Consider the following 22,829-nt stretch of genomic DNA (forward strand, 5'->3'; position numbering starts at 1 on the left):
CGTGTTCCAGTTTGGCAAAAGGTCTTCAACAAAGCCCTCCGATATCCCTGAGTTCAGGCGTCGTCGGCGTCGCCCGCCGCGAGCACATCTTCGATCCTCTTTCGCGCGCCAGCTAAGTGCTCTTCACAGCGTTTAGCGAGCTGTTCGCCTCTTTCCCACAGTTTCAGCGACTCATCCAAGTCCAACCCGCCCTGCTCCAGCACCCGGACGACTTCGATCAATTCGTCCCGGCACGCTTCATAGGCAAGGTGACTAATAGGTGTAATGGATTCTTCCCCTTCCGGGGTGATGGCCTCGTCTCCGCCGTCGTTTTTATGCGCCATCGGTCCGCCCCTCGCTCACCGCGGCCACGGCGCCGTCGGCCACCCGCACCCGCAGTCGCGTACCCGCCGGCGCGTCATCGGCTGAGCGGAGCACCCGGTTCGCCGGCCCGATGGTCTGCACGGTGGTTTGCACGATGGCGTAACCGCGGGCCAGCGTGGCCGCCGGCCCCAACGTCGCCAGTCGCGCGCTCAGGTGGCCGACGCGCTCTCCCTCGGTCGCGGCCAGCCGGGTGATGTCGCGGCGAATCGCCGATCGGGCGCGGTGCACCTCCTCGGCGCGCGCGGTGAGCGCCGCCAGCGGCTCGGCCAGCACCGGGCGGCTGCGTATCTGGGCCAGCGCCCGTTGCTCGCGGGAAACCCAGTTGCGCAGCGCCTGCGCGCTGCGCCGGCGCAGGTCGTCGATCAGCCGCTGCTCGGCCCCGGTATCGGGCACCACCTGCTTCGCCGCGTCGGTGGGAGTGGCCGCACGCAGGTCGGCGACCAGGTCGCACAGCGGATTGTCGGGCTCGTGGCCGACCGCACTGATCACCGGGGTGCGGCACGCCGCGATCGCGCGGCACAGCGTCTCGTCGGAGAATGGCAGCAGGTCCTCCACGCTGCCGCCGCCGCGGGCCAGCACGATGACGTCGACCTCGGCGTCGCGGTCGAGTTCGCCCAGCGCCTCGACGATCTGGGCGACCGCGTTGGGTCCCTGCACCGCGGTGTTGCGCACCGCGAAGCGCGCCCCGGGCCAGCGCGCGGCGGCCACCGTTGTCACATCGCGTTCTGCGGCGCTGGCCCGGCCGGTGATCAAGCCGATCATGTTGGGCAAGAAGGGGATTGGGCGCTTGAGCCGAGGGTCGAATAGGCCCTCGGCGTCCAGCAGCCGGCGCAGCCGGTCGATGCGAGCCAGCAGCTCGCCCACCCCGACGGCGCGAATCTCGGTGAGCCGCAACGAGAATGTTCCCCGGCCCGTGTAAAAGGACGGCTTGCCGCGGACCACCACCTGCGTGCCTTCGGCAAGCTTGACCGGAGCGTTCAGCACCAGGTCGCGCGGGCACGTCACGCTCAGCGACATGTCTGCGGCCGGGTCACGCAGCACCATGAACACGGTTTTGGAGTCCTGCCGCATCGAGATCTGGGCGAGCTGGCCCTCGACCCAGACGGTGCCCAGCTTGTCGATCCAGCCGGCGACCCGGATGGCCACGGCGCGCACCGGGAAGGGGTTCTCCGCGGAATTCGGTTCGGAGGTAACGGCCGGTGTCACTTCGCGTTCGCGCGGGTGATCCTGTTGGCGAGCAGCGTCTGGAACGGCGCGCGGCCTTTGGTGGCCTGCTCGTAGGCCAGCAGGGCTTCGAGTTCGTCCACGCTCAGCGATTGCAAACGGGCCCGCAGCTGCGCCAGCGTCAGCGATGAGTAGTCCAGCTCGGTGACCACCGCCGGTTGCGGAACCGAGGCATCGGCGGCCGGCTTCTTCGATTGCCGGGCGGGCTTGGTCAGGGCGCTGGCGTCTTCGTGCGCGTCGGCCACCGAATACAGCGCGAACCGGCCCTCGGCGCGGCGCTCACCCTCACCGCCGTCGGGCACCGGGCTGTAGGCGCCGTCGACCGCGTCGTTCAGATCCTCGTCGAAGGTCGCCCATTCCGGCTTCTCGTCCCGGGGCGGGAAGATCGACTCGAGGGTGCTGTCGCCCTTGATCGCCAGCTCGGCGAGGTTCTGCTGAAAGCGCATCACGATGTGTGCAGCCTGGCTGGCCAGCGTCATCGGGTACATCAGGATGGTTTTCGGCAGCCTGATGGTCTCTTCGACAGCGACTGTTGCCGCCCCGACCAGCAGCCGAACGCCATACGGTGCAGTGCCCATGGGTCCAAGATTGCCCTAAGCGGCGGCTAACTCCAAGCCCACCGCCGCGAGCTGGCAAGCCCGTGTCGGCAGTAAGTACCCTGGACGTCATGCCGCCGACTATCGACATGGGGATTCCCGGCCGTGTGGGAGGACCAGCGCAATCGGTAGCCAGCGACCCGGCCCGTAAGCGAGTGCTCCTGGCCGAACCGCGCGGGTACTGCGCGGGCGTCGACAGGGCCGTGGAGACGGTGGAACGCGCGCTGGAAAAGCACGGCCCACCGGTCTACGTGCGTCACGAGATCGTGCACAACCGGCACGTCGTCACCACCCTGGAAAAGGCCGGCGCCGTGTTCGTCGAGGAGACCGACGAGGTTCCCGAAGGGGCCATCGTGGTGTTCTCCGCCCACGGCGTCGCGCCCACGGTGCACGCCGCGGCCGCCGACCGGAACCTGCACACCATCGACGCCACCTGCCCCCTGGTGACCAAGGTGCACAACGAGGCCAGGCGGTTCGCCCGCAACGACTACGACATCCTGCTCATCGGCCACGAGGGCCACGAGGAGGTTGTCGGGACCGCCGGCGAGGCGCCCGACCACGTGCAGCTGGTCGACGGGGTGGCCGCCGTGGACAACGTGACCGTGCGCGACGAGAACAAGGTGGTGTGGCTCTCGCAGACCACGCTGTCGGTCGACGAGACCATGGAGATCGTCGAGCGGCTGCGGCTGCGGTTCCCGAAGCTGCAGGATCCGCCCAGCGACGACATCTGCTACGCGACCCAGAACCGGCAGGTCGCGGTCAAGGCGATGGCCCCGGAGTGCGAGCTGGTGATCGTCGTCGGGTCCCGCAACTCGTCGAATTCGGTGCGGCTGGTCGAGGTGGCGCTGGGCGGCGGCGCGGCCGCCGCGCACCTGGTCGACTGGGCCGACGACATCGACCCGGCGTGGCTGGAAGGCGTCACCACCGTGGGCGTCACCTCGGGGGCGTCGGTTCCCGAAGTCCTGGTGGAAGGCGTGCTGGCGCGGCTGGCCGAGTGCGGCTACGACGTGGTGCAGCCGGTCACGACCGCGCAGGAGACCCTGGTGTTCGCGCTGCCGCGCGAGATCCGGTCAGGTCGCTAGCCGTCGTACTCCCAGGATTCCGCCGGCGACCGTCCGTGCGTGCGTCCCGGTGTCCGCGAGCGGCTGCGGCGCTCGGTGTGCGGCTCGCGCGGCGGGTCTTGCGAACCGGCGCCGCGGTAGCGCACCTGCGAGATGGGGTGATGCGTGCCGCTGGAACCGTTGGACGGCCGCCGCCGCCTCGGTTCATAGGAAGGCTCGTAGGGCTCGCGGCTCTCATACCGGCTCGCAGAGGTGGGGCCGCTCGGCGGGTCGTAGCGGTCGCCGTAGGACTCGAAGCCGTCGAACCGGCTGCTCCGCGGACTGGGCCGCTCGTAGGGACTGCGCCGGGTGCGCGGTTCGCGACGGGCTTCCCGGGGCGATTGACCACGCGGATCGGCATCGGCGTCCGGGCGTGGCCGGCGGCGTGGCCGCCGGGCCGCCGGGTCTGCGGCGTCATAATCGCGAGCCGCTGCGGCGCTGCGGCGCGTGCTGGTGCGCCTCGGGCGCTCGGGGCGCTCGACCGGTTCGGACCCGTCGCCCAGCGGCTCGCGTGAATGCCGGGAGCGGGTGCGCGCCGACCGGGTGGAGGAGCGGGTGCTGCGGGTCGTGCGGCGGGTCCTCGACGGCGAGCCCGACCTGCGCGCGCGACGGGAATCGGTGCTGTCGTCGGCCTCGTCGGCGTCGGCACCGGACTGCAGCACCGACTGCGCTTTGGCGACGATGCCGTTGAAGAAGGACTTGACGTCGACGTTCGCGGCCCCGGCGGCGTCCTCGGAGGAGGCACCCGTCGCCGCGCTCGTCTTGTAGGCGTTTCCGAAGTACCACCGGGCCAGCCCGATCGCGAGTACGCCGCCGGCGGTGCCCAGCATCAGCGGGAAGCGCTCGATCAGCGGGTAGCCGCAGTTGATCAGCAGGTCCTTGAGGCGGCCGACCTTGGCGTCGTGGAACAGCCAATAGGCGCCGGGGACCGCGCCGAACAGGATCAGGGGTGGCTGGATGATCGTGGTGAAGATGCCGTCCTGGCGCACCGCTAGCACCGCCGCCACGCAGCCGGCTATATAGAAGCCGGCGAAGACGTGGGTCAGTTCCTTGTGACCAGCGTCGATTCCGTAGCCGATGGCGGTCGCCGTGACGGCGATAAGCAGGGCTGCGTACCAGGGGACACCTGGGATATTTGGGTGGATCGAACGGTGAGCACCCTCCACCGTCGAACTTGCCCGCTGTGCTGACACATGTAGACCGTACCGGGAATGGGCCGAAAGGCCCGTAAATACCTCGTTGCGATCCTGCGCGTGCCATGCCGGCGTGCAGTATCGGCGGTGATCCACGGTCCCCGGCGCCCGTCGCCGCCCACACCCCTAGACTTGGTTCCCCGTGAGCCTGAGCCTGGGAATAGTGGGGTTGCCCAACGTTGGCAAGTCGACCTTGTTCAACGCGCTGACCCGGAACAACGTGGTGGCGGCCAACTATCCGTTCGCGACGATCGAGCCCAACGAGGGCGTCGTCCCGCTGCCCGATCCCCGGTTGGACAAGCTGGCCGAGATGTTTGATTCCGAGAAGATCGTGCCGGCGCCGGTGACGTTCGTCGACATCGCCGGGATCGTGAAAGGCGCGTCCGAGGGCGCCGGGCTGGGCAACAAGTTTCTGGCCAACATCCGCGAGTGTGACGCGATCTGTCAGGTGGTGCGGGTATTCGCCGACGACGACGTGGTGCACGTCGACGGCAAGGTCGACCCGAGCTCCGACATCGAGGTGATCGAGACCGAGCTGATCCTCGCCGACATGCAGACGCTGGAGAGGGCCGTCCCGCGGCTGGAGAAGGAAGCCCGCAATAACAAGGACCGCAAGCCCGTGCACGAGGCGGCCGTGGCCGCGGAGGCCGTGCTGAATTCGGGCAAGACGCTCTTTGCGGCCGGTCTCGACACCGCACTGCTGCGCGAGCTGAACCTGATGACCACCAAACCCTTTCTCTACGTGTTCAATTCCGACGAATCCGTGCTGACCGACGACGCCCGCAAGGCCGAGCTGAGCGCGATGGTCGCGCCCGCCGACGCGGTGTTCCTCGACGCGAAGATCGAGGCCGAACTGCAGGAGCTGGACGACGCGTCCGCGGCCGAGCTGCTGGAGTCCATCGGGCAGACCGAGCGTGGGCTGGATGCGTTGGCGCGGGCCGGTTTTCACACCCTCAAGCTGCAGACCTATCTGACTGCGGGCCCAAAAGAGGTGCGCGCGTGGGTGATTCACCAGGGGGACACAGCGCCGAAGGCGGCCGGGGTGATTCACACAGACTTCGAGAAGGGCTTCATCAAGGCCGAGATCGTCTCCTATGACGACCTGATCGCCGCGGGGTCGATGGCGGCGGCCAAGGCGGCCGGCAAGGTCCGCATGGAGGGCAAGGACTACGTCATGGCCGACGGCGACGTGGTCGAGTTCCGGTTCCAAGCAGCGTCTGGGCAACCAAAGAAGTAAGGGCCAAATGATGGAGTTCCGCCACGGAAAAGCGCGAGAGGCAGAGCCGCCGGAGTTTAGCTCGCGGTAAGGGCGAGACGGACGATGGTTGTCTTGGCCGCGGCGTCCAGCAACTGGTGGCGATCAGGCTGGCGGTTTCCCGGCAACCCGAGCATCAACCCCTTGGCAGCTCGCGGTCCGTTGCGCTTGGCGAACTCACCGAGAAGGTTCGCTTTCTGCTCGAGTTCTCTGATCGCGACCGGCTGGGCATTGAACCAACGACCCTTGATGAGCACCTGCACGTTTCGGGCGTTGCCGATTGTCTTGGGCCAGTTCGCGGAACTGAAAACGATGACGTCGCCGTCGTCCCACGGGAAGTACCCGGTTACAAAGCTGTACTCCCTTCCGGTCTTTCCGCCGGTGTAGCTCAATAGCATCAATCGACCGCTCACCAACCCGTGCAACGGCGATCGAAGCAGCGGGCGCACGACGACGTTGGCTTGTGCAAAGAATTTGGCCAGGCGTGCCGGATCATCGAACATTGGATTGCTCGCTTCCTATGGCTCCCTAGGATTGCGTCGGAGTCTAGCGGCTCGGGAATCCACGCAACTCGTCAGCCAGGGTAAACAACCGGTCAGAGCCACCTTTGCGAGTAAGAAGCTGTGACAGCGAGAGAGTGGCGGGGGACGGCGACGTGGTTCCGGTTCAACGTCTAAGCGGACCCTCGGAAAAAAAGGTACGCCCGTGCCAGAAAATGCTTGCGCAATCGATACCGGTTCGCATAACTTAGGCACGGTGGGTCAAGTCACACGCACGGGCCGATGTGGCAAACATCCCAGCATCAGGTGTGAGGCGGTCGCACACGTTGCGGCCGGCCTGGACGAAGGAATAGCTCGTTGTCAGGAGTTGGAGGGGCCGCGCGGCCCACAAACCTTGCGCTCGTAGAGAACACGCCGGGCGCCACAGTCGAGAACGACCGCGCTTGGGTCTCGAAAGCGCTTTGTCGTGGAACAGATCCGGACGCCCTTTTTGTGCGCGGTGCCAAACAACGTGAGGCCACGGTCATCTGCCGTCGCTGCCCTGTGATGAGAGAGTGCGGAGCGGAGGCGCTCGACAATAGGGTCGAGTTCGGTGTCTGGGGCGGCATGACCGAGCGCCAGCGCAGGGCTCTGCTTAAGCAAAATCCCCAGGTCGCCTCGTGGACGGAGTTTTTCGACAAGCGCAACGCGGCCTCCGCCGGTCAGCGGCCAGGGGCACCGCTGAAGGTACGCGGCTAAGTTTTTGCGGCTCAACTCGCGGCGTGAATGCCGGCACTCTGCCGGTACCGGATTCGTTGTGAGGCGGCGGACATACGCCCGTAGTTGGAGTGCCCCACGCGGTGTTCTTTGACGACCCGATCAACGGAATTCATTGAAAAATGCTGTGGATTCCGAAAGCCCCTACGCCTGACCAACTTTGGTTCGTGCCTTCGCGCAGGAGGGTCGCCCGGACCCGCCGAAAAGACGGTTCCTGGCGCCGCGTTGCAGGCGAGGAGAACCCTTAGGGCCGGGGGGAGTTGTCGGAGGCGGCGTTTAGTGTTCGGTCCTCGGATACGCACCGTGAGACCTGGAGGGAACCGCATGAAGTTCATCTCGACCCGAATCATCACGGCCGACGTGAGCCGGCTCGTCGACTTCTACCAGCTGGTCACCGGGGTCTCGGCGATCTGGGGCAACGAGCTGTTCGCCGAGATCCCGACGCCGATCGGCACGCTGGCCATAGGCAGCGACAAGACCGTCCCACTGTTCGGAGAGGGATCTGCCGAGCCAGGGGCCAACCGCAGCGCGATTTTGGAGTTCCTCGTCGAGGACGTGGACGCGGAGTACGAGCGGCTTCGCCAGCACGTGGCCGAGGTCGTGACCACGCCTACCACGATGCCTTGGGGAAACCGTGCACTGCTGTTCCGGGATCCGGACGGAAACCTGGTCAACCTGTTCACTCCGGTGACGGAGCAGGCGCGGGCAAAGTTCGGGGTGTGAGCGTCGGCACCGTGCTTCTCGAAACGATGCAGGGCAAGCCAACACTTCAGAATGAGGACCATTCAGATGGGTAGCGTCTTGGCGCACGATCTGTCCGGGCGAGGTACGCATGTTCGATCCGGTCGGTACCGCGGAGAAGCGCGGCTTCGATACCGCCACTTCTGACGCGTTCGACATGTTCCAGTCCATCCCTCAAGATCAAGATGATCACGGTATAAGTGAATGCCAACGAGATGGCCTGGGTCTGTGAGAATCCGTTCGGCAACGAGCCGATTGTTCAAATGGCTTACAGCATCGAGACTTTCGCGTGGGATGACGACGGAAATCTGCTTATCAAAACCTACTTTCCAATGCCCGAGACCGTCGGCTCCGACAGTGACCCCTACTCCCATCTACTCGAAGGGCAGCAGTAGTTTCGGGCCTGAAGTCAGGCCGCCGACGCCGCTCGCCGTCGTCCTTTGAACCGCGGCCCCGGGATCAAGGCGAGTGCGAATTACTACTTGCCCGGATCCCTGTCGAGGGAAATCCTTAGGAGATGGCAACGGTAAAGCGGGTGGTACGGCGGTCTGCGAGCGTGGTGGTGGGCGGCGCCGTGGCGCTGTCCGCTCTGAGTCTGGCCGGTGGCGCCGTCGCGGAGGCGGGCCCGCCCCCGGCACCCGTCGGCCATTGGTGCCCGGGCGATCCCTGGAACCCGGCTTGGGGCAACGTGGCGGACTGGGACTGGAATCACTGCCACGACTGGCAGCACCCGGGCGGCCCGACCGGCCCGGCGGGATGGGGGCCCTGGGGACCGCCGCCGGCGTGGGCCCCGCCGCAGCCACCTCAACCGGCCTGGGCGCCCGGGGCGCAAATGATGTGGAACCCCACCGGCGCCGGCAACTGGGGGATCTGGAACAACGGAATATGGACCCCCATCTGATCGGGCCCGCCAACGAGGCATTGGCCCGGACGAGCCGGGCCCTGCCGGGTCGAATGGCCGGGCGTCCGGCGTTAGGGTGAGCTGTGGCCGCCGAGAATCGTGTCGAGCCGCCCGCCGAGCTGGAACGCCGGGCCCGCGAGCTCGATGAGCGCGAAGAGGCAATCGTCCAACGTGAGGCTGACGTCAAGCGACGCGAATTCCAGGCCGGGAGAAGAGACCGAGTCGCCGACCAGCGTGATCGAATAGCGGACGAGCGCGAGCGGGTGGCAGACGAACGAGAGCGGCGCGCGGACGAACGTGAGGGCACGTCGGCGGAGCGCGAACGCGAACGACTGCGGCGCAAAGACGAACAGCGCAAGCGCGTGCGAGCCCGCGCCAAGCGGGAGCAGGCCGACGTCGACCGGGAGACGGCGCAAAGCGAGCGAGGCTGCGATGACCGTTAGTCGGTAAGAACTGGGATGCGTCCTCAAGCAGCCAGGTACTCGACAACCCAGAAGCGCATGCATTTTGCTGCGGAAAATATACTAATGTGTAATAAATTTGCTCAGCTGCGGCACACGTCATTGTCCGTATGGCGAATGACCTGTGCCACAAATTTTGGTTCCCAATAAATGTTATTGCTAGCCTCGCTGCCCATGGTCGTTATTGCAACATTGATGTCGTTGATCGGGCAGGTCTCCGGCACGCCCTATATTCCGGGTGGTGATTCGCCCGCCGGGACGGATTGTTCGGGACTTGCTTCGTGGATTGCGAATGCAGCGACCGACAGGCCCGTTTTCGGGAATCGATTCAACACCGGAAACGAAGAGGGTGCGTTGCTGGCGCGCGGCTTCCAATATGGAACCGCCCCCAACGCCTTGGTCATCGGCTGGAACGGTGGCCACACCGCGGTGACGCTGCCGGATGGAACGGCCGTGTCCAGCGGTGAGCGTGGCGGCGTGCACCTTGGCGGCGCTGGTGCCTACCAGGCCGGATTCACCCACCACATGTTCCTCCCGATGCCACCGGAAGACGGTGGCGCGCCGCCGCCGCTGTTCGCCCCGCCTCCGCCTCCGGACGCCCCGCCGCCGCCAGCTGTTCTGATCGACGCTCCGGCGCCCATTCCGCCTCCGCCGGGTCCCTGATCGCCTTTATCGGGCCACGCAGGAATTGCGAATCAATAACAAATAGAACGCTGGAATGCCGGGCATAAAAAATCGGCTTTTCCGGTGCGGTGCGTGCATGCAATTCTGCCACTGTGCGGAATAGTGAAATGACACCGGCCACGGCCGGTTTGTGAGCTACGCCACTGCTGGTAAGAGTGCAGTCCGCGGCCAAAGTGTGCTCATGTGTCACCTGTGACGCATGAGCACACTTTGCTCTAACCATTACCGAGGCAAACTACGTCGGGCGTTCGGCCGCGGACGCCGCCGTAGCGTCACCCGCGGGCGGATAGGCTGGCGCTGCCCGCGGAGACCGGGCGGGCATAGGAACAGCGAACCGAGGCGGGCCGCAATGATCTTCATCGTCGTCAAGTTCCAGACCAAACCCGAATGGACCGACCGCTGGCCGGAACTCGTCGCATCGTTCACCGCGGCGACTCGGGCCGAAGAAGGCAATCTGTGGTTCGAGTGGTCGCGCAGCCTGGACGACCCGGCGCAGTACGTCTTGGTGGAGGCGTTCCGCGACGATGAGGCGGGCGGCATCCACGTCAACAGCGATCACTTCAAGCGCTTCATCCAAGAGGCGCCGCAGGCACTGAAGTCCACGCCCAAGATCATCAACCAGACCATCGACGCCACGGGATGGTCGGAGATGGGTGAGATGGCGGTCGGGTGATCCCCGACTAGCCGACCGCGACCTCGATTTCGTCGCCCAGGGCGTAACCCGGTGTGAGCGGAAGCTTGTCGCCGCTCCAGAACGAGCCGGGGTCGAAGTAGTTCGAGTACTTCTCCGTGGTGAGCAACCCCATCTCCTCGTAGGTGATGGCCACCGTTTCCGCGCAGTAGGCCACCTCCAGGCCGAGCTTCTGGCGTTCCTTGCGCCGTTGCGTCGATTCGCGAACCTTCTTGTCCACGAACGGGATTCCACGCGCCCAGTCGTAGGCATTCGGCAGCCGACCGCGCAGCCACCGACCGGTCAGGCGCATGGTGGTGGGAAAGGCGGTGCCGTCCATCCGGGCAATCACGCGCAGCAGCGTGTTCTCTTGTTCCCGGTTGGCCGGCGGGGTCAACTGGCGGAGCCAGCACCGCTGGTGATACCGCTGCGACCACTGCAAAACCGACTCCGCAAGGTCGTTGAGTTGCACGCCACGGTGATTCGTCCCGGTCCACAGGTCGACGAGCTTGTCACCGAGTTCGGCGTGCCAGATCAATGGCGGCAGGTCGTCGATGGCCACCGTCATCCCGACGTGGTTCACCGGGCTGTTAGTCAGCGTCTGAATGGCACGGTCGGGTCCCGAACCGCCGCGGAACAGCCAGAGGTCGCCGGTGCGGGTCTGTTCGAGCGCTTGGTTCAAAGTGAGCATCTTCGTGTAAGCCCATCCGCCGCCGCGACTTTCGCGGCCGTCGTCGCCAATGTGAGCCCGCCGGTGCGGCACACGCGATGCGTTGCCGAACGTTTGCGGGCACACAAGTCAATCACAACCGGGCCACAACGACCCGGCTGCGCATAGCCTGGAGCCATGCGCAATGTGTGGAAGTGGCTGGGATTGGCCGGTGCCGCCGGTGTCGTCGCCGGGGGCGCGCTGGTCGTCCGCGACCAACGCAAGCGGCGCGCGTACACCGCTGACGAGGTCCGTGACCGTCTGCATCGGCGGTTGGCCGAATACAACCGCGACGGCGGTCAGTCCGGCTCGGAGTCGGACGGAGGCTCGACGGCGAATAAGCGATAGGTGCCCGAAAAACCCTTCAGCTCCACATTGCGGCCGTCGTCGAACCGGATGCCGTCGGAATCGGAAAGCGCGTCTCGCACCGGCTGACTGACCAGAATCTGACCACCGGCCGCTTGCGCGGCGACGCGTGCCGCCATAGCGACGTTGCGGCCGAACAGGTCATCGCCGCGACGCACGGAACGGCCCATGTGGATGCCGATCCGGACGCGAATCTCCTCGCGCCGCTTGCGGTTTGCCTCCCGGCGCAACGCGCGTTGCAGGTCCATCCCGCACCGGACCGCCTGGTCGGCGCGAGCGAATGCGATCATGAATCCGTCGCCCTGGCTCTTCACCACATGACCGGACCGTCGCTGCACCAGATCCGAGACCAGCTTGTCGTGCGAGCTGATCAGCTTGACCCACGCCCGGTCGCCGATCCGCTCGTTGAGCGCGGTCGATTCCTCGATGTCGGAGAACAAGATCACCACCCGGCCGTCCGGGGTGACGCGCGCAAGGTCGGGTCGCTCGACTTCGGCCCAGTCCGCGAGGTCCTCGATGCTGCTGCGCACCGCCGCGCCGAAACCCTCTTTGCGCATCAGGTTCGCGGTGTTCCACACCCTTTTAACAGCCTCGCGACCGCCGGACAGCAGCTGATTGCGAGCGTCGGTCCGCTGGCGCAACTCTTCGAGCTCCAGCTGACTGCGCACCAGCAATCGCCACAGCACGATCAGCGCGACACCCTCGATCGCGGCGATCCCGGCCAGGAGGTAGACCGTGACGTGCAGCGCGTCAGCCATGGCGGTCATCCTTTCAAGGCCGCGGGCCACACAGGTTGTCGGCCCTATCTGCAGTGTCTAGTGTTGATTCCGCCAGCCGCGGGTAGTGATCTCAAGGGAGCCGATCGGGTGACTTTCGGGAGGAGCGGTTTTGGCCGAGGACGACACTAACCCATCTGACCTGCTGGTGATCTTCGGAATCACCGGTGATTTGGCGCGCAAGATGACTTTCCGGGCGTTGTACCGGCTCGAGCGTCGCGACATGCTGAACCACCCGATCGTGAGTGTGGCCAGTGACGACATCACCATCGAGCAGCTTCGGGATCGGGCGCGCGACGCGATCAAGGCGTCGGGCGAGGCGTTCGACGAGGCCGTGTTCGACCGGCTGGCAGACCGGCTGTCCTATCTGCACGGCGACGTCACCGACGCCAATCTCTACACGCAGCTCGCCAACAACATCCCCTCGGACTCCCATCCGCTCTACTACCTCGAAATGCCGCCGTCCTTGTTTGCGCCGATCGTGGAGAACCTGGCGAAGGCCGACCTGCTGGAGCGGGCCAGGGTAGCGGTGGAAAAGCCGTTCGGCCACGACCTGGAGTCGGCGCGTGATCTCAACGAGCGGCTGCGCGCGGTGCTCGACGAAGACCAAATCCTGCGTGTGGACCACTTTTTGGGCAAGCAGCCGGTCGAAGAACTGCAGTACCTGCGGTTCGCCAACCGAGCGCTGGCCAAGCTGTGGGACCGCGACAGCATCTCCGAGATCCACATCACCATGGCCGAGGACTTCGGCATCGAGGACCGCGGCAAGTTCTACGACGCGGTGGGCGCGCTGCGCGACGTCGTGCAAAACCACCTGCTGCAGGTGCTAGCCCTGGTCGCGATGGAACCCCCTGTGGGGGCGGGCGCCGACGACCTGAACGACAAGAAGGCCGAAGTATTCCGGGCCATGCCGGCGCTGGAACCGGAGCGTTGCGTCCGCGGCCAGTACCGCGGCTACACCGACGTCGCAGGTGTGGCAAAGGATTCCACCACCGAGACCTACATCGCGCTGCGCACCGAGATCGACAATTGGCGCTGGGCCGGGGTGCCGATCTTCCTGCGCGCCGGAAAAGCGTTGCCGGAGAAGGTGACCGAGGTGCGGATGTTCCTGCACCACGTCCCGGGGTTTTCGTTCCTGCCCAACCGCCGGCCGCCCGAGTGCAACCAGATCGTGCTGCGCATCGACCCCGACCCCGGGATGCGGCTGCAATTGTCCGCCCAGGCCGGCGATTCGTGGCACGACGTTCACCTGGACTCGTCGTTCGCCGAGGATCTCGGCGAACCGGTGCGGCCCTACGAGCGGTTGCTCTACGCCGCGTTCAACGGCGATCGCCAGTTGTTCGCTCGCGAAGACGCCATCGAAGAGACCTGGCGAATCGTGCAGCCCGTGCTGGACAAACCGGGCCGCATTCACCATTACGACGAGGGCTCGTGGGGGCCCGAGGCCGCACAGTCGCTGCTGCGGGGCCACCACAGCTGGCACGAGCCGTGGCTGCCGCGTAGCAAGCCCGCCCAACAGTAAGGAGACGGACACGATGCAGCTAGGGATGATCGGCCTCGGCCGGATGGGCGCGAACATCGTCCGCCGCGTGGTCGCGGACGGACACGAGTGCGTGGTCTACGACCACAATCCCGACGCGGTCAAGGCGATGGCGGGGGAGGACAGAACCACCGGGGTGTCTTCGCTGCAGGAGCTCGCCGAGAAGTTGACGACCCCGCGGCTGGTCTGGGTCATGGTCCCGGCCGGGACGATCACCACGGGTGTTATTGACGAGCTGGCCAAGACGCTCGACTCCGGAGACATCGTCATCGACGGCGGCAACTCCTACTACCGCGACGACATTAGTCACGCAAAAACGCTGTCGGAGAAGGGAATTCACTTCCTGGACTGCGGGACCAGCGGCGGCGTGTGGGGCCGCGAACGCGGCTACTGTCTGATGGTCGGCGGCGATGATGAGGCCTTCTCGCAGGCCGAGCCCATCTTCGCCACCGTCGCACCGGGCGTCGACGCCGCGCCGCGCACACCGGGCCGGGACGGCGAGGTCGGGCAGGCGGAGAAGGGATACCTGCACTGCGGGCCTGCGGGTGCCGGGCACTTCGTGAAGATGGTGCACAACGGCATCGAGTACGGCATGATGGCCTCGCTCGCCGAGGGGCTGAACATCTTGCGCAACGCCGACATCGGCAAGCACGTACAGGAGGGTGACGCCGAGACGGCGCCGCTGTCGAACCCGGAGTTCTATCAGTACGACTTCGACATCCCCGAGGTGGCCGAGGTGTGGCGGCGCGGCAGTGTCATCGGCTCGTGGCTACTGGACCTGACGGCGATCGCGCTGCACGAGTCGCCGGAGCTGAAGGAGTTCTCCGGCCGGGTCTCCGACTCCGGGGAGGGCCGCTGGACTTCGATCGCGGCGATCGACGAGGGCGTGCCCTCGCCGGTGCTGACGACCGCGTTGCAGTCGCGCTTCGCCTCGCGTCAGCTCGACGACTTCGCCAATAAGGCGCTCTCGGCGATGCGTAAGCAATTCGGCGGGCACGCGGAGAAGCCGGCGAACTAACCTCGCCGCCATCGATCAACGGCGATCGCGAGCGCGGCGGTGCCGGGCGAAGCGGGTCGCCGTCATCGATCAGCGGCGATCGCGAGCGCGGCGGTGCCGGGCGAACTAACCTCGCCGCCATCGATCAACGGCGGTTGACGAACGCCACCACCGCGTCGCTGAACGCGTCGTTGTCGTCGCCGGCCGCGGTGTGCCCCGCGTTGGACAGCTCGACGAACTCGGCGCGCGGCACAGTGGCCAGGAAGTGCCGAACGCCCTCGGGGCTCACGACGTCGGACAGCTTGCCGCGGATCAGCAGGACGGGGATCGTCAAGTTCTTGGCGGCCTGCTCGAAGCTCTCGGTGCGCAGTTCGGGATCGTCGCCGGGCTTGGTCATGAACGCGGGGTCCCAGTGCCAGTACCAGCGACCGTCGCGCAGGCGCAGGTTCTTCTTCAGGCCCTCGGGGCTGCGCGGCTTACTCCGGTACGGCAGGTAGGCGGCGACGGCGTCGGCGGCCTGCTCCAGCGAGTCGAAGCCGTCGAGGCCGCTGAACATGAAGTCGCGGATACGGGCGCTGCCGCCCTTTTCGAATCGGGGGACTACGTCGACCAGTACCAACCGGGTGACCTTCGCAGGACCGGCCCGGTGAGCGGCGAGGATGCCGGTCAGCCCGCCCATGCTGGCCCCGATGATCGTCACGGGCCTGCCGATCGCGTCCAGCACCCGCATGACGTCGCCGGTGAGCGTCTCGATCTCGTAGTCGGCGTCGGGGGAGCGTGCGCTGTCGCCGTGACCTCGCGAATCCAGCGCCACCACGTGCAGCCCCTCGTCGGCCAGCGTCTGGCCGGTGTTTTTCCAGGAAAACCGGTTTTGGCCGCCACCGTGCAACATCAGGATGCTCGGTCGCCCGGCGCCGTCGGAGCCGCGATTCCACTCGTCTGCGACCAGGGTGATCCCGCCGACGCCGGCAAACTCAACCGTCTCGGGGCTGCTGCTGACGGTATTCATGCGACCTGACGTTACATAGGCCGGTTAAGCACTGTTGCGCGGGTGGACGCGGCGGTGAGTTTTCGTCGCCGGCGGGGTCTATCAATGGCACAGACCAACGAGCCGTCAAGGAGGCCCCGGACATGCCATCGATCACCCCGTCGTTGTGGTTCGACGACAACCTGGAGGAGGCCGCCAGGTTCTATACCTCGGTGTTCCCCAACTCCCACATCGAGGGCTTCAACCAGACCACCGAGGCCGGACCGGGCGAGCCCGGCACCGTCCTGTCCGGCAGCTTCGTGCTGGACGGCACCAGGTTCATCGGGATCAACGGCGGTCCGCACTTCCACTTCTCCGAGGCGGTCTCGTTCACGATCCACTGCAAGGACCAGGACGAGGTGGACTACTACTGGGACCGGCTGAGCGACGGCGGCGAGGAATCGCAATGCGGCTGGCTCAAAGACCGTTTCGGGTTGAGCTGGCAAATCGTGCCGGACCGGCTCTACGAACTGATCGGCGACCCGGACCGCTCGCGGGCGGCGGCGGCCACCAACGCGATGTACGGCATGCGCAAGATCATCATCGCCGAGCTGGAGCGGGCCGCCGCGCTGCAACGGTGAAAGGCCCTGGTGCAGCGGCGGTTTGACCCGCTATCGACCAGGGTCGGTGCGTCGTGCGGCCGCACAGGTTAGGTTGATCCCTGCGGAGACGTCGAGCAGGGAGTGGACATGGCTGAACCAGGCTGGATCGACGTGACCGGCCCTGCGGGGGACCTCAAGGCCCTCACCTGGGGGCCAGAAGACGGTCCCATCGCGCTGTGCCTGCACGGCTTCCCCGACACCCCCTACGGCTGGCGCAAGATCGCGCCCCGGCTCGCCGGGGCGGGATGGCGGGTGATCGCGCCCTTCATGCGCGGATACGCGCCGTCGTCGATCCCCGTCGACGGCAGCTATCAGGTGGGCGCGCTGATGGACGACGCCCTGCGGGTGCGCTCCGCCGCGGGCGGCACCGAGAACGACGTGGTTATCGGCCACGACTGGGGCGCGATCGCCGGTACCGGCCTGGCCGCCATGCCCGACAGCCCGTTCACCAAGGCGGTGATCATGTCGGTGCCGCCGTCGGCGGCGTTCCGGCGGCGCGGCGGTGGCGCGGGCGAGCGGGGTCGGCTGGCCGCGCATCTGGCGCGCCAGGTGTTCCGCAGCTGGTACATCATGTACTTCCAATTGCCTTGGCTGCCAGAACGTTCCGCGTCCTGGGTGTTGCCCCTGCTGTGGCGGCGGTGGTCGCCCGGTTATCGCGCGGACGAGGACCTGCGTCACGTCGACGCCGCGATCGGGGCCCCGGAAAGCTGGCGCGCGGCGCTGGGACCGTATCGCGCCACCATCCGCAACACCCGGCCGTCGGCGCAATATGCCGCCTTGAACCAGTTGTGGACCGAAGAACCCGTGCTGCCGTGCCTGTACCTGCACGGTCGCGACGACGGTTGCATGACACCGGCTTTCGCGCGGTGGGCCGAAAAGGTGCTGCCCGCGGGCAGCGAGGTCGGCATCGTCGAACACGCCGGCCATTTCCTGCAGCTCGAGCAGCCCGACAAGGTCGCCGACCTGGTGCTCGGGTTCATCGGCTCGCCCGGCTGACACCATGGCTCGGGCCGTGTCGGGGCACCGGATGGCCGCCGTCGACGCGCAGTTCTACTGGATGTCGGCCAAGATCCCCAGCGACGAATTCCTGCTCTACGCGTTCGACGGTGAGCCCGCCGACTACGCGCGTGCCGTCGAGCAGCTCTGCTTGCGGGCCAACGCCGAGCCGGCGCTGACCATGCGGGTGGAGGACCGAGGCCGATGGCGCTACCCCCGGTGGGTACCGGGGGCCGTCACGGCCGAACAGGTGGTGCGCCACGACCTCGCCGAGCAGAGCTGGGATGGCATGCTGGCGGCCGTCGCCGGCCTCGCCGATGACCAGCTGGACGTTCGCCGGATGGCCTGGCGGCTGCACGTCTACACCCCGGTGCGCGGCATTCCCGGCGTCACCGGGCCGGGCGCCGTCGCGGTGTTGCAGGTCGCCCACGCGCTGGCCGACGGCGGCCGCTCCGCGGCGATGGCGGCGTGGCTGTTCGGCCGGCCCGACCCGGTGCCCGAGGTGCCCAGGCCGCGGCCGGGCTTTCTGCCCTGGCGGGCCGTCCAGGCGGCGCGCGCCCATCGCCGGCTCGAGCGTGACATCCGCGCGGGGCTGCTGGCTCCCGGCGCCGGCTCGCGTCCGCTGTTGCCGACGAATGCCCGTCCCGAGGGTGTCCGCGCGGTGCGGACGTTGGTGCGGCACCGTTCGCAGCTGCCCGGGCCCACGATCACCGTCGGCGTGCTGGGTGCGGTGTCGCAGGCGCTGTCCGATCTGCTTGACGGGCAATGCGATTCGTTGGGCGCCGAGGTTCCGATGGCCAAGCCCGGTGCGGCGCGGGCGCACAACCACTTCGGCAACATCGTGGTGGGGCTCTACCCGCAGCTCGGGCCGCACGCCCGCGCCGAGCGGATCGCGGCCGACCTCGCAAACGGCCGGCGCCGCTTCGAGCACCCGGCCACCCGGGCCGCCGACCGCGCGTTCGCGGCGGTGCCGGCCGGCTTGCTGCGTTGGGGCATCGGGCAATTCGATGTCCGACAGCGCGCGACGCAGGTGTCCGGCAACACCGTGGTGTCCAGCGTGAACCGTGGGGCCGCCGATCTGAACTTCGGCGGCGCGCCGGTGGTGCTGACGTCGGGATATCCGGCGCTGTCGCCGATGATAGGGCTGACGCACGGGGTGCACGGCATCGGCGACACCATCGCGATCAGCGTGCACGCGGCGGCCTCGGCCGTGCCCGACGTCGACGCCTACCTGGCGCTGCTCGACGCGGCGCTCTAGCTACTGCGGATCCTATTGCGCGTCACCGGATCTGGCCGCCTCTTCGCGGGTCATACCGGCGGCGACGATCAGCTCTTCGTGCAGCTCGAACCACACCGTGTGGTAGGAGTCGATCAATGGCCGGGACAGCCAGGTGGTGTCCCCGGCCTTGACTTTGTCCAGTGCCGCAACAAGTTTGGTCGCGTAGGCGCCCAGCCGTGGGAGTTGCGCCGCGGCCGCCTCGATGATCGGCATCGCGCGGGCGTGCACGCCGTCGAGGCGGGCCAGCACCGCGGCGTCGTAGTCGGCGTCGTCGTGGGCGTTGGGAACGCCGTCCGGTCCGCCCTTGAGTTGCCAGTCCGTCACCAGCCGCTTGAAGCCGGCGTTGACGGCGCGGAAGTCGTCGTAGACCGCGGCCATCGCTGTGGGATCGATACCCTTGCGCTCCTCGGCGAGCAGCTCCGTGAGCCTGTCCGTCCCGCTGAGGGTGATCCGCAACGTCGGGCCTTCGGTCAGCAGTCCCGCCGCGGTCAGCCGTTCGACGACGGGGGTGATGTCGGCAAGGTCGGCACCCAGCGTCGCGGCCAGGTCGGCGGGACTCACCCGGCCCTTGAGCCGAACCCCTTGCAGCACCGCCAATTCAGTCATGACACCAGGCGCAGCGCGGTCAGCATCACGATCAACGGCGTCGGCGACACCACGTCGGCGTGCCCGCTGTTCAGCGCGGCGCGCACGCCGGCCTCGGAGCTGTCGTCCAGTCGCACGTGGTCTCCCGCGGCGTGGGCACGCAGCGGGCTGACCCGCCGCGCGATGCCGGCCAGTTCGCGCAGTTCCGGCGTGTCGTCTTCTGACCAGGCGGACAGGCTGAGATTGCCTTCGCGCACTTCGCCTTCGGTGCCGTCGACGGTGATGTGTTTGCCCGCCAGCGCGGCCGCGACCCCGCGGCCGCAGCCCACCACCGCCACCCGGCCCAGTTCGCGGCTGACCACCGCCGCATGGCTGGAGGCACCGCCGACCTCGGTGACGATGCCCTGGGCGGCCAGCATGCCCGACACATCTTCGGGCCGGGTGTGATCGCGCACCAGGATCACCCGCTCGCCGCGATCGACGGCGCGCAGCGCCTCGTCCACGTCGGTGTACGCCCTGCCCGACGCCACGCCCGGGCACGCCGGTAGTCCCTTGGCTAATAGCGGTGCCGCCAAACGTATTTCGGGCTGCAACGCCGGTTGCAGCAGAGTCTGGACGTGCGCCGGGGTCACCCGCCGCAGCGTCTCCGCGTCATCGATGAGTCCCTCGTGCCGCAGTTGCAGCGCCGTGCGCACCGCCGCCTGCGCCGACCGTTCGGCCCCTCGCGTCTGCAGCAGCCACAGCGTGCCGCCCTCGACGGTGAACTCGATCTCCTGGATGTCGGAGTCCAGCCGTTCCAGGGTGCGGGCGGCCCCGAGCAGCTGGTCGTAGACGGCCGGCTGTTCGTCACGCAGCGCGACGATCGGTTCGACGTCGACCGATCCCGACACCACGTCGTCGCCCTGGCCGCCGGGCAGCCATTCGCCGAACGGTTCGTTGTCACCGGTGATCGGGTTGCGGGAAAAGAAGGCCCCGGCACCGGAATCGGGACCGTGGTTGCCGAACACCATCGCCTGCACGACCACGGCGGTGCCGTGCTGATCGTCGATTCCGTAGTGGGCGCGGTAGGCGACCGCGCGCGGTGAATTCCACGAGGCGAATACCGCCTCGATGCCGGCGCGCAGCTGCGCGTACGGGTCGGAGGGCACCGATTCGTGCTCGGTGACGCCGACGATGCGCCGGTACATGTCCGAGAACCGCCGGCGGGTGTCGCGGGCGAAGGCTTGGTCACCCGCCGCGGCCAGCGCCTGCTCGACGTCGTCGTTGATGCCGAGGTCCAGGATGGTGTCCATCATGCCCGGCATGGACTGGGTGGCTCCGGAACGCACGCTGACCAACAGGGGATGCGGGCCCCGGCCGAACGTGCGCGAGGTCTGCGCCTCCAGCCAGCGCATCCGGTTGAGCACGTCGTCCCAGACGGCGTCCATGGTCGCCGCGGGATCGGCCAGATACCGCAGGCCCACCGCGGTGGTGATGCAGAATGCCGGCGGCACCGGCAGGTTGTGCCGGCGCATCGCCTCGATGCCGTGGCCCTTGTTGCCCAGCAGCTCCCGCGGGTGGCTCGATGTGCCGTCCAGCAACACCACGGAGTGCTCGGTAGGCGCAGACCCACGGCCGCTTGACGCATTGCGGTGGGCCCCGCCTCGTGCGGTGCCAGCCGTGGTGCACCCCCTTGGTGTGTGGCTACTGATTGGGCCGACGTCGGAACGCCCGCTATGTTCCCACACGGACCAGCGGATTAAGCGACGTAGCTGCTCGCCGGCTCTTGTGGTGCCACCCGGCACATGATCTAGGTTTACAGTTATGACTTCATATGACACGTTCCATGACGTCGGATTACTGATCCTGCGGCTGGTGTTGGGCGTGACGCTGGCCGCGCATGGTTACAACAAGTTCTTCGGCGGTGGCCGCATCCCGGGCACCGCGCGCTGGTTCGAGAGCATCGGCATGAAGCCGGGCAAGTTCCACGCCACCGTGGCCGCGACCACGGAAATGGCCGCCGGTTTGGGCCTGGCCGCCGGATTTCTCACCCCGATCCCGGCGGCGGGTTTCGTCTCGCTGATGCTGGTCGCGGCCTGGACGGTGCACCGCGCCAACGGCTTCTTCATCGTCAAGGAGGGCTGGGAGTACAACCTGGTGTTGGCGCTGAGCGCCGTGGGCGTGGCCACGCTGGGCGCGGGAAAGTACAGCCTGGACTACCTGGTCTTCGGGAAAAACTGGATGGACGGCTGGCAGGGCCTGGTGATCTCGGCGGGGTTGGGCCTGGCAGGAGCCATCGGCCAGTTGCTAATCTTCTACCGGCCGCCGGTCAAGCAAGCCCAGTAGTCGGCGGAGGTTAACACCTGACGAACGGCGCTCGGCCAAAAGGGTTTTCAGTGTCAGCACAAGCGCTCACAGGAACACATCGCCGCGACACCGATGACTCGGAGCAAGCCGTGGGTTGTCCGTCTCCACGGTCGGGATCGACGATCAAGGCACATGATGAGCCAAACGGTCAGCGCGGCCTCAGTTCTTAACGGTCGCAGCATGGCCGGTATGGCGACGGCGATCCTTCGCGGCGCTGCCCAAGTGGACTTCATGCCGAGCGCCCTCTGCGGGGCGTTCTTTTTCGCCGCGCTGTTCACGGCGGGGTGGCAGTACGGGCTCAGCGCGCTACTGGGCACCGCGGTCTCCACGCTGACCGCCCACGTCCTGCAGGTCGACGGCCACAGGATCGTGACGGGACTCGAGGGGTTCAACGGCTGCCTGGTAGGGGTCGCCGCAGTGGTATTTCTCGGGCCGCAGTTCGCGTCCACGTGGCTGCTTGCCGCGGCCGGAGCCGTCGCAGTCAGCATCGTCACCGCCGCGCTGGTCACTCTGCTCGGTACCTGGCAGATTCCCACCTTGACCTTCCCGTTCTGCATCGGGGCGACGGCTATGACGCTTGGTGCCACCGAGTTCGAGCGGTTGTGGCACGGCCACAAGGGCCTGGCGAAGTTCGAGCAACCGGCCACGGGCCTTACCGCATTGCACTGGAGCGACGTGTGGAAGTCGTTTTTCGCCAATATCGCCCAAATCTTCCTGATGCCGCAGTGGTATGTCGGGTTGCTGTTCCTCATCGGCATTTTCGTCGCCAGCCGAAAGGCGGGGCTGGTGGCATCGCTCGGCAGCATTGTCGGGATTGCAACCGCGTGGCTGCTCGGGTCACCTGCTGAAGAGGTGCGAAGCGGACTCGTCGGCTACAACTCCGTGCTGGTCGCGCTCGCCCTCGGGGGTGCCCTGCTGAGCCTGACCGCATGGGGCCTCGCGTATGCGATGTTCGGCGCCGCGCTTTCCACGATGGTCGCGGGCGCGCTCTCCGATATCTTCGCGCCATTCGGCGGTCACACGCTGACCTGGCCCTTCTGTGTGACCACGCTGGTTTTGTTGCTGGCCGTGCCGTCGCTGCCGCGGCTGCAGCGGACCGTGCCCGACCAACCCCCAACGATGCCGGATGATGACGGCCGATGATGACGCCCGATGATGACGC

Annotated in this window: 27 protein-coding genes; 17 read left to right on the forward strand and 10 right to left on the reverse strand. The window is 67.1% G+C overall.

All coding sequences use genetic code 11. The features are described from left to right. Positions 1-53: 53 nt before the first annotated feature. The 3 genes from ACYQ8K_RS21545 to ACYQ8K_RS21555 are packed head-to-tail and all read right to left on the reverse strand — an operon-like array spanning position 54 to position 2,165. Positions 54-323, reverse strand: coding sequence for an exodeoxyribonuclease VII small subunit (locus tag ACYQ8K_RS21545; RefSeq protein ID WP_459972194.1), 270 nt, complete (start codon positions 321-323; stop codon positions 54-56). Further along, a complete protein-coding gene (gene xseA, locus ACYQ8K_RS21550) occupies positions 313-1,569 on the reverse strand; it encodes an exodeoxyribonuclease VII large subunit (RefSeq protein WP_459972196.1) in 1,257 nt (418 codons plus the stop codon). Before xseA ends, ACYQ8K_RS21545 begins: the two co-directional genes overlap by 11 nt. Next, a complete protein-coding gene (locus tag ACYQ8K_RS21555) occupies positions 1,566-2,165 on the reverse strand; it encodes a lipid droplet-associated protein (protein ID WP_459972198.1) in 600 nt (199 codons plus the stop codon). Before ACYQ8K_RS21555 ends, xseA begins: the two co-directional genes overlap by 4 nt. A gap of 89 nt (positions 2,166-2,254) precedes the next feature. Here ACYQ8K_RS21555 and ACYQ8K_RS21560 point away from each other — a divergent pair, with 89 nt between their 5' ends. Next, positions 2,255-3,265, forward strand: a complete 1,011-nt coding sequence (locus ACYQ8K_RS21560) for a 4-hydroxy-3-methylbut-2-enyl diphosphate reductase (protein WP_459972199.1) — start codon at positions 2,255-2,257, stop codon at positions 3,263-3,265. Here ACYQ8K_RS21560 and ACYQ8K_RS21565 read toward each other — a convergent pair. Further along, positions 3,262-4,476, reverse strand: a complete 1,215-nt coding sequence (locus ACYQ8K_RS21565) for a DUF6542 domain-containing protein (protein ID WP_459972201.1) — start codon at positions 4,474-4,476, stop codon at positions 3,262-3,264. The genes ACYQ8K_RS21560 and ACYQ8K_RS21565 overlap by 4 nt on opposite strands. Before the next feature lie 142 nt (positions 4,477-4,618). Here ACYQ8K_RS21565 and ychF point away from each other — a divergent pair, with 142 nt between their 5' ends. Continuing rightward, positions 4,619-5,713: a redox-regulated ATPase YchF gene (gene ychF, locus ACYQ8K_RS21570; RefSeq protein WP_459972203.1), complete on the forward strand. Its 1,095-nt coding sequence runs from the start codon at positions 4,619-4,621 to the stop codon at positions 5,711-5,713. Between the two features lie 56 nt (positions 5,714-5,769). On the opposite strand, the gene ACYQ8K_RS21575 is transcribed toward ychF, so the two are convergent. Continuing rightward, positions 5,770-6,234 carry a hypothetical protein gene (locus ACYQ8K_RS21575; RefSeq protein ID WP_459972205.1) on the reverse strand — a complete coding sequence of 155 codons (465 nt, stop codon included), beginning with the start codon at positions 6,232-6,234 and terminating at the stop codon, positions 5,770-5,772. Positions 6,235-6,588: 354 nt separating this feature from the next. On the opposite strand from ACYQ8K_RS21575, the gene ACYQ8K_RS21580 reads away from it, so the two are divergent. The 7 genes from ACYQ8K_RS21580 to ACYQ8K_RS21610 all read left to right on the forward strand — a co-directional run bounded on the left by ACYQ8K_RS21580 (position 6,589) and on the right by ACYQ8K_RS21610 (position 10,447). Next, the gene (locus ACYQ8K_RS21580; RefSeq protein WP_459972207.1) at positions 6,589-6,969 is read left to right on the forward strand and encodes a WhiB family transcriptional regulator; all 381 of its coding nucleotides are present in this window, start codon (positions 6,589-6,591) and stop codon (positions 6,967-6,969) included. A 342-nt stretch (positions 6,970-7,311) separates the two neighbouring features. Further along, positions 7,312-7,710 (forward strand): VOC family protein, encoded by a 399-nt coding sequence (locus tag ACYQ8K_RS21585; protein WP_459972209.1) that lies wholly within the window; start codon positions 7,312-7,314, stop codon positions 7,708-7,710. Positions 7,711-7,928: 218 nt separating this feature from the next. Beyond that, positions 7,929-8,123 carry a hypothetical protein gene (locus ACYQ8K_RS21590; RefSeq protein ID WP_459972211.1) on the forward strand — a complete coding sequence of 65 codons (195 nt, stop codon included), beginning with the start codon at positions 7,929-7,931 and terminating at the stop codon, positions 8,121-8,123. Between the two features lie 122 nt (positions 8,124-8,245). Further along, positions 8,246-8,629, forward strand: a complete 384-nt coding sequence (locus ACYQ8K_RS21595) for a hypothetical protein (protein WP_459972213.1) — start codon at positions 8,246-8,248, stop codon at positions 8,627-8,629. Positions 8,630-8,712: 83 nt separating this feature from the next. After that, positions 8,713-9,072, forward strand: coding sequence for a hypothetical protein (locus ACYQ8K_RS21600; RefSeq protein ID WP_459972215.1), 360 nt, complete (start codon positions 8,713-8,715; stop codon positions 9,070-9,072). Between the two features lie 192 nt (positions 9,073-9,264). Continuing rightward, positions 9,265-9,753, forward strand: a complete 489-nt coding sequence (locus tag ACYQ8K_RS21605) for a peptidoglycan endopeptidase (protein WP_459972217.1) — start codon at positions 9,265-9,267, stop codon at positions 9,751-9,753. A gap of 370 nt (positions 9,754-10,123) precedes the next feature. Next, positions 10,124-10,447 carry a putative quinol monooxygenase gene (locus tag ACYQ8K_RS21610; protein ID WP_459972219.1) on the forward strand — a complete coding sequence of 108 codons (324 nt, stop codon included), beginning with the start codon at positions 10,124-10,126 and terminating at the stop codon, positions 10,445-10,447. Positions 10,448-10,454: 7 nt separating this feature from the next. Here ACYQ8K_RS21610 and ACYQ8K_RS21615 read toward each other — a convergent pair whose 3' ends face one another. Further along, a complete protein-coding gene (locus ACYQ8K_RS21615) occupies positions 10,455-11,135 on the reverse strand; it encodes a guanylate cyclase (protein WP_459972221.1) in 681 nt (226 codons plus the stop codon). Positions 11,136-11,291: 156 nt separating this feature from the next. Between ACYQ8K_RS21615 and ACYQ8K_RS21620 the strand changes: the two genes are divergently transcribed. After that, entirely contained in the window at positions 11,292-11,501 is a 210-nt protein-coding gene (locus tag ACYQ8K_RS21620) for a hypothetical protein (protein ID WP_459972223.1), read from the forward strand. Here the strand turns inward: ACYQ8K_RS21620 and ACYQ8K_RS21625 are convergent. Then, positions 11,453-12,286 carry an adenylate/guanylate cyclase domain-containing protein gene (locus tag ACYQ8K_RS21625; protein ID WP_459972225.1) on the reverse strand — a complete coding sequence of 278 codons (834 nt, stop codon included), beginning with the start codon at positions 12,284-12,286 and terminating at the stop codon, positions 11,453-11,455. The two genes, ACYQ8K_RS21620 and ACYQ8K_RS21625, sit on opposite strands and share 49 nt — an antisense overlap. Before the next feature lie 121 nt (positions 12,287-12,407). Between ACYQ8K_RS21625 and ACYQ8K_RS21630 the strand changes: the two genes are divergently transcribed. Both ACYQ8K_RS21630 and gnd read left to right on the forward strand, forming a co-directional pair. Further along, the gene (locus ACYQ8K_RS21630; RefSeq protein ID WP_459972227.1) at positions 12,408-13,817 is read left to right on the forward strand and encodes a glucose-6-phosphate dehydrogenase; all 1,410 of its coding nucleotides are present in this window, start codon (positions 12,408-12,410) and stop codon (positions 13,815-13,817) included. 13 nt (positions 13,818-13,830) lie between these two features. Further along, the gene (gnd, locus tag ACYQ8K_RS21635) at positions 13,831-14,853 is read left to right on the forward strand and encodes a phosphogluconate dehydrogenase (NAD(+)-dependent, decarboxylating) (RefSeq protein WP_459972229.1); all 1,023 of its coding nucleotides are present in this window, start codon (positions 13,831-13,833) and stop codon (positions 14,851-14,853) included. 124 nt (positions 14,854-14,977) lie between these two features. On the opposite strand, the gene ACYQ8K_RS21640 is transcribed toward gnd, so the two are convergent. Then, on the reverse strand, positions 14,978-15,841 hold the full coding sequence (locus tag ACYQ8K_RS21640; protein ID WP_459972231.1) for an alpha/beta fold hydrolase: 864 nt from the start codon (positions 15,839-15,841) through the stop codon (positions 14,978-14,980). 122 nt (positions 15,842-15,963) lie between these two features. Between ACYQ8K_RS21640 and ACYQ8K_RS21645 the strand changes: the two genes are divergently transcribed. From ACYQ8K_RS21645 to ACYQ8K_RS21655, 3 genes are all read left to right on the forward strand, one after another. Next, a complete protein-coding gene (locus ACYQ8K_RS21645) occupies positions 15,964-16,440 on the forward strand; it encodes a VOC family protein (RefSeq protein ID WP_459972233.1) in 477 nt (158 codons plus the stop codon). Positions 16,441-16,548: 108 nt separating this feature from the next. Further along, positions 16,549-17,457: an alpha/beta fold hydrolase gene (locus ACYQ8K_RS21650; protein ID WP_459972235.1), complete on the forward strand. Its 909-nt coding sequence runs from the start codon at positions 16,549-16,551 to the stop codon at positions 17,455-17,457. 16 nt (positions 17,458-17,473) lie between these two features. Further along, a complete protein-coding gene (locus ACYQ8K_RS21655; RefSeq protein WP_459972258.1) occupies positions 17,474-18,715 on the forward strand; it encodes a WS/DGAT domain-containing protein in 1,242 nt (413 codons plus the stop codon). A gap of 12 nt (positions 18,716-18,727) precedes the next feature. Here the strand turns inward: ACYQ8K_RS21655 and ACYQ8K_RS21660 are convergent, their stop codons facing one another. Together ACYQ8K_RS21660 and ACYQ8K_RS21665 are read right to left on the reverse strand one after the other, a co-directional pair. After that, complete coding sequence (locus ACYQ8K_RS21660) at positions 18,728-19,342, reverse strand: MarR family transcriptional regulator (protein ID WP_459972237.1); 615 nt, start codon at positions 19,340-19,342, stop codon at positions 18,728-18,730. Then, positions 19,339-20,907, reverse strand: coding sequence for a pyruvate, phosphate dikinase (locus ACYQ8K_RS21665; protein WP_459972239.1), 1,569 nt, complete (start codon positions 20,905-20,907; stop codon positions 19,339-19,341). Before ACYQ8K_RS21665 ends, ACYQ8K_RS21660 begins: the two co-directional genes overlap by 4 nt. 217 nt (positions 20,908-21,124) lie before the next feature. On the opposite strand from ACYQ8K_RS21665, the gene ACYQ8K_RS21670 reads away from it, so the two are divergent. Both ACYQ8K_RS21670 and ACYQ8K_RS21675 read left to right on the forward strand, forming a co-directional pair. Beyond that, positions 21,125-21,646 carry a DoxX family protein gene (locus ACYQ8K_RS21670; RefSeq protein WP_459972241.1) on the forward strand — a complete coding sequence of 174 codons (522 nt, stop codon included), beginning with the start codon at positions 21,125-21,127 and terminating at the stop codon, positions 21,644-21,646. Between the two features lie 210 nt (positions 21,647-21,856). Further along, entirely contained in the window at positions 21,857-22,810 is a 954-nt protein-coding gene (locus tag ACYQ8K_RS21675; RefSeq protein WP_459972243.1) for an urea transporter, read from the forward strand. Positions 22,811-22,829: the final 19 nt, after the last annotated feature.

The organism is Mycobacterium sp. MUNTM1 (assembly GCF_054660795.1).

Bases quoted from the DNA above. Each gene is read 5' to 3' on its own strand.
- ACYQ8K_RS21560 (WP_459972199.1), top strand. From the start codon at position 2,255: ATGCCGCCGACTATCGACATGGGGATTCCCGGCCGTGTGGGAGGACCA.
- ACYQ8K_RS21575 (WP_459972205.1), bottom strand. From the start codon at position 6,234: ATGTTCGATGATCCGGCACGCCTGGCCAAATTCTTTGCACAAGCCAAC.
- ACYQ8K_RS21595 (WP_459972213.1), top strand. From the start codon at position 8,246: ATGGCAACGGTAAAGCGGGTGGTACGGCGGTCTGCGAGCGTGGTGGTG.
- ACYQ8K_RS21675 (WP_459972243.1), top strand. From the start codon at position 21,857: ATGGCGACGGCGATCCTTCGCGGCGCTGCCCAAGTGGACTTCATGCCG.
- ACYQ8K_RS21545 (WP_459972194.1), bottom strand. From the start codon at position 323: ATGGCGCATAAAAACGACGGCGGAGACGAGGCCATCACCCCGGAAGGG.
- ACYQ8K_RS21660 (WP_459972237.1), bottom strand. From the start codon at position 19,342: ATGACTGAATTGGCGGTGCTGCAAGGGGTTCGGCTCAAGGGCCGGGTG.
- ACYQ8K_RS21610 (WP_459972219.1), top strand. From the start codon at position 10,124: ATGATCTTCATCGTCGTCAAGTTCCAGACCAAACCCGAATGGACCGAC.
- ACYQ8K_RS21615 (WP_459972221.1), bottom strand. From the start codon at position 11,135: ATGCTCACTTTGAACCAAGCGCTCGAACAGACCCGCACCGGCGACCTC.
- ACYQ8K_RS21585 (WP_459972209.1), top strand. From the start codon at position 7,312: ATGAAGTTCATCTCGACCCGAATCATCACGGCCGACGTGAGCCGGCTC.
- ACYQ8K_RS21670 (WP_459972241.1), top strand. From the start codon at position 21,125: ATGACTTCATATGACACGTTCCATGACGTCGGATTACTGATCCTGCGG.
- ACYQ8K_RS21555 (WP_459972198.1), bottom strand. From the start codon at position 2,165: ATGGGCACTGCACCGTATGGCGTTCGGCTGCTGGTCGGGGCGGCAACA.
- gnd (WP_459972229.1), top strand. From the start codon at position 13,831: ATGCAGCTAGGGATGATCGGCCTCGGCCGGATGGGCGCGAACATCGTC.
- ACYQ8K_RS21645 (WP_459972233.1), top strand. From the start codon at position 15,964: ATGCCATCGATCACCCCGTCGTTGTGGTTCGACGACAACCTGGAGGAG.
- ACYQ8K_RS21640 (WP_459972231.1), bottom strand. From the start codon at position 15,841: ATGAATACCGTCAGCAGCAGCCCCGAGACGGTTGAGTTTGCCGGCGTC.
- ACYQ8K_RS21625 (WP_459972225.1), bottom strand. From the start codon at position 12,286: ATGACCGCCATGGCTGACGCGCTGCACGTCACGGTCTACCTCCTGGCC.
- ACYQ8K_RS21620 (WP_459972223.1), top strand. From the start codon at position 11,292: ATGCGCAATGTGTGGAAGTGGCTGGGATTGGCCGGTGCCGCCGGTGTC.
- ACYQ8K_RS21650 (WP_459972235.1), top strand. From the start codon at position 16,549: ATGGCTGAACCAGGCTGGATCGACGTGACCGGCCCTGCGGGGGACCTC.
- ACYQ8K_RS21605 (WP_459972217.1), top strand. From the start codon at position 9,265: ATGGTCGTTATTGCAACATTGATGTCGTTGATCGGGCAGGTCTCCGGC.